6 protein-coding genes are annotated in these 3,920 nt (G+C 69.1%); 2 read left to right on the top strand and 4 right to left on the bottom strand.

Features of this window, described 5'->3' with window-relative positions; all coding sequences use genetic code 11:
* Window positions 1-152: 152 nt before the first annotated feature.
* On the top strand, window positions 153-953 hold the full coding sequence (locus ACFXK0_RS25275; protein WP_379413384.1) for a DUF2786 domain-containing protein: 801 nt from the start codon (window positions 153-155) through the stop codon (window positions 951-953).
* An 87-nt stretch (window positions 954-1,040) separates the two neighbouring features.
* Window positions 1,041-1,571, top strand: coding sequence for a TIGR04338 family metallohydrolase (locus ACFXK0_RS25270; RefSeq protein WP_379413323.1), 531 nt, complete (start codon window positions 1,041-1,043; stop codon window positions 1,569-1,571).
* A gap of 89 nt (window positions 1,572-1,660) precedes the next feature.
* Here the strand turns inward: ACFXK0_RS25270 and ACFXK0_RS25265 are convergent, their stop codons facing one another.
* The 4 genes from ACFXK0_RS25265 to ACFXK0_RS25250 form a co-directional block, all read right to left on the bottom strand.
* Entirely contained in the window at window positions 1,661-2,083 is a 423-nt protein-coding gene (locus tag ACFXK0_RS25265; RefSeq protein WP_379413321.1) for an organic hydroperoxide resistance protein, read from the bottom strand.
* A gap of 8 nt (window positions 2,084-2,091) precedes the next feature.
* A complete protein-coding gene (locus ACFXK0_RS25260) occupies window positions 2,092-2,523 on the bottom strand; it encodes a MarR family winged helix-turn-helix transcriptional regulator (RefSeq protein WP_379413320.1) in 432 nt (143 codons plus the stop codon).
* 165 nt (window positions 2,524-2,688) lie between these two features.
* Window positions 2,689-3,651, bottom strand: coding sequence for an o-succinylbenzoate synthase (locus ACFXK0_RS25255; protein ID WP_379413318.1), 963 nt, complete (start codon window positions 3,649-3,651; stop codon window positions 2,689-2,691).
* 55 nt (window positions 3,652-3,706) lie between these two features.
* Window positions 3,707-3,920 (bottom strand): hypothetical protein (locus ACFXK0_RS25250; RefSeq protein ID WP_379413317.1); only part of this gene is annotated, 214 nt, incomplete at its 5' end.

Genomic DNA, 3,920 nt, shown 5'->3' with positions numbered 1-3,920 from the left:
GGTAAAGACTTCCATTTGTGGCGGGCCGGGGCCCGCGTGTTCTCGGCCCCCTGGCCCTCGCGGTCGGGATGTTGTGGCGGGATCGAGGGGTGTCGGTGTGGTGGCCTACCCTCGGTCGGGTGACCACTGGATCGTCGGCCGGGCCGGACCGGATGCTCACCCGGATCGGGGGTTTGCTGCGGAAGGCCGAGTCCACCGACAACGAGCACGAGGCGGAGGCGTTCCTGGCTGCGGCCCAGCGGCTGGCCACCAAGTCTTCGATCGATCTGGCGGTCGCGCGGTCGCATGTCGCCCAGCGTGAGCGCAGGTCGGCGCCGGTGCAGCGGATCATTCCGATCGGTGAGCCGGGGCGGAAAGGGTTGCGCACCTATGTGCAGCTGTTCGTCGCCATCGCCACCGCCAATGATGTGCGCTGCGATGTCGCCCGCAGCTCCGCCCAGGTCTACGCCTACGGGTTCGCCGCCGATATCGATACCTGCGAGGCGCTCTACGCGAGCCTGCTCGTGCAGATGGTGCGGGCCTCGGACCACTACATCAAATCCGGCGCCTACCGCGAGGCGACAGTGCTCAAGGTCGTCAGCGAGCAGCGCTTCGGCCGCACCGTGCGCCGCAAGGTCGAAGCCCCGGTAGCCGGCGTCACCGCGCGCCTGAACTTCCAGATGGCCTTCGCCGCCCGCGTCGGCGCCCGCCTCGCCGAGGTGAAAGCCGAAGTCGTCGCCGAGGAGTCCGCTGTCGCCTCCACCGGCACCGCCCTGGCCCTGCGCGACAAGGAACTCGCCCTCACCGACTTCTACTCCGCCACCTCCGAAGCCCGCGGCACCTGGCGCGGCCCACAAACCTCCACCGGCCACTCCGCCGCCGCCCGCCGCGCCGGCGACCGCGCCGGCCGCTCCGCCCGCCTCGGCCCATCACCAGAACTACCCGCCGCCCGCGGAAAACTCACCGGCCGATGATCACTTCGCCCGATTGCTATCCGGTCGAATCGTTCACAGTGCGGCATCCCCTGTGCACGGTGGGTGGTGGAGGAGGAGGGATTCGACGTGTCGGATGACGGGGCCCGTGCTCGGGACACTCAGCGGGCGAAGGTGTACGACGCGGAGCAATTGGTGCGTGGGGTGTTCGATCGTGCCGATGAATTCGGGCATCGGGGGATCGATGTCTACGGGTCGCAACTGACTTTGCCGGTGGAGCGGCGATTCGCGTCGGTGGAATCGGTGCAGTCCTATGTGGACAAAGTGCTGGAACTGAATTGGGTTCGGGCGCAGTGGGCGCGGGCCGCGCAGCCGATTCGGGTGCGGGCCAGGGCGGGTTCGGCGGCTGCGCACTACGAGCCGGCGACGGCGGTGCTGGCGGTACCGCTGCACACCGGGGCGACGGCGTGGGCGTTGCGGGAACTCGTGGTGCTCCACGAGATCGCGCACCACCTGGCCCCAGCGAGTGCATCGGACGAAGCGCCGCACGGCCCCGAATTCTGCACTCGTTATGTCGAATTGGTCGACGGCGTGATCGCACCGGAGGCGGCGTTGCTGATTCGCGCGACATTCGGTGGTTGCGGCGTTCGGCTCGGGTGAGAACTGGCGTAAACGTGCAATCCGTCGCCGCGCAGCCGGAATACTGACTGCGCGGCGACGGATTGCACGAAAATGCCGGTGAGGCGGGGTCAGTCCTCCGCCACCCGCACATCGACCTCGATATTGCCGCGAGTCGCGTTCGAGTAGGGGCACACCTGATGCGCCTGGTCGGCGAGTGCCTGTGCCTCGTCACGGGTCAGATGCGGCAGCGAGACCTCGAGGACGACGGCGAGCTCGAAACCGCCATTGTCGTTCGGTCCGATCGAAACCTGGGCGCCGACAGCCGAATCCGCGATATTCGCGCCCGCCTTCTTGCCGACGAGGCGCAGTGCCGAGTGGTAGCACGCCGCGTACCCGGCGGCGAAGAGCTGCTCGGGATTGGTGCCCGCACCGTCGCCGCCCATTTCCTTCGGCGGCGCGAGCACCACGTCGAGTTTGCCGTCGGTGGTGCGCGCGGTGCCGGTGCGGCCTTCGCCGCTGGCCAGGGCTTCTGCGGTGTAGATGACCTGCATGAGGTGTCTCATTTCTCGGTGAGGGTGGTGGTGAGTTTGTGGAGCAGTCCGCGCAGTGCGGTGACCTCGTCGGCGGACAGCCCGGCGAGCTGTGCCATTTCGGCGGGAATCGAGCAGGCCTCGGCCCGCACCGCCCGCCCGTGTTCGGTGAGCACGATATCGACCCGGCGCTCGTCCTCGGCAGCGCGCCGCCGCCGCACGAATCCCGTCGCTTCCAGGCGCTTGAGCAGCGGTGACAATGTCCCGGAGTCCAGCTCCAGTGCTTTGCCCAGCTCGCCGACGCTGCGCCCGTCGTGTTCCCAGAGCGCGAGCATCACCAGGTACTGCGGATAGGTCAGCCCGAGCCGTTCCAGCTTCGGACGGTAGACCGCCGTCATCGCCCGCGATGCCGCATACAGCGGGAAGCACAGCTGCTCGTCGAGGGTTAGTCCGTCGGTCATTCCAAAACAGTAGCGCACAATTAAGTTGTGCACAACTATTTTGTCGTACGGGCTCCACGTCGACCCTGAATCGATTGTGCGAGCGAGCAGCTGTCCGCCGCCCGGCCAGGCGAGGCTCGCGTCGTCGAATCTGGTGCGAGAGTGGGCAGTCCGGCCGGTGTCGTGCTACTCCTCTTCGAGTAGTGCGCTCACTCGCGCATACCGGCGTAACCACCAGTCGACCCGCTCCGGATCTGGGTGCCGGTACTTCTCGAGCAATGCCGGATCGGGTTCCGGCGGCGTGGTCGGCACCGGCAGCCACCCGTCCACCGGCCGGAGCGACTCGGCGACGAGGTCGCCTTCGAACAGTGCGAGAGTGCTCAGCCCGCAGGCGAATTCGAGATCGGGGAGCGCACCGGCCAGGGCGAGCTGCGCGGACAATCCCACGCTGGTCTCCAGCGCCGACGACACCACTGTCGGCAACCCCGCCGCCTCCGCCACTGCCAGCGCCCGGCGCACCCCACCCAGTGGCGTGCACTTGATCACCGCCACGTCAGCGGCTCCTGCGACAGCGACGCGCAGCGGATCCTCGGCCCGCCGGATCGACTCGTCGGCCGCGATCGGCACCGACACCCGCCGCCGCACCTCGGCCAGCTCCTCGACCGTCCGGCAAGGCTGCTCGACATACTGCAATCCGCCTGCGGCCCGGTCGATTTCCCCGATGTGCCGCACCGCTGTCTCGACATCCCACACCGCATTGGCGTCGATCCGCACCGCCCCGTCCCCGATCGCCGCCCGCACCGCCGCGACCCGCGCCACGTCCTCCGCCAGTGAATCCGGATGCTCGGCGACCTTCACTTTCGCTGTCGCACAGCCGGATTCACGCACAATCCGTCCCGCACGCTCCGCATCCACCGCGGGCACAGTGCAATTCACCGCAACCCGATCCCGCACCCGCCCGGGCCACCCCACCTCCGCCTGCTCCACCGCCGTGGCCAACCACCCGGCCGCCTCCCGATCCCCGTACTCGGGAAACGCACAAAACTCCCCCCACCCCACCGCCCCCCGGATCAACATCCCTTCCCGCACAGTGATCCCCCGAAACCGCGTCCGCAGCGGAATCGCATAAACGAAAGTATCGGCGCCCACCCCCCGATCGTAGATCCCCCCTGACCTCGCCCCTTATCCGCAACAACAACCACCACTACCACTGCTGCCGCTGCCGCCGCTGCCCGCTCGCTGCCGCCGCCCGCCGCTGCTGCTGCTGCCGCTGCCGCCTGCTGCCGCCTGCTGCCGCCTGCTGCCGCCTGCTGCCGCCTGCTGCCGCCTGCTGCCGCTGCCGCCTGCTGCCGCCCGCCGCTGCCCCCCGCCGCTGCCGCCCGCTCGCTGCCGCCGCCCGCTGCCGCCCGCTGCCGCCC

Origin of the sequence: Nocardia sp. NPDC059177 (assembly GCF_042755165.1) — a bacterium.
Taxonomy (GTDB): domain Bacteria; phylum Actinomycetota; class Actinomycetes; order Mycobacteriales; family Mycobacteriaceae; genus Nocardia.
The sequence above is the reverse complement of the archived record's forward strand: the minus strand, read 5'-3'. Positions and strand labels throughout refer to the sequence as shown.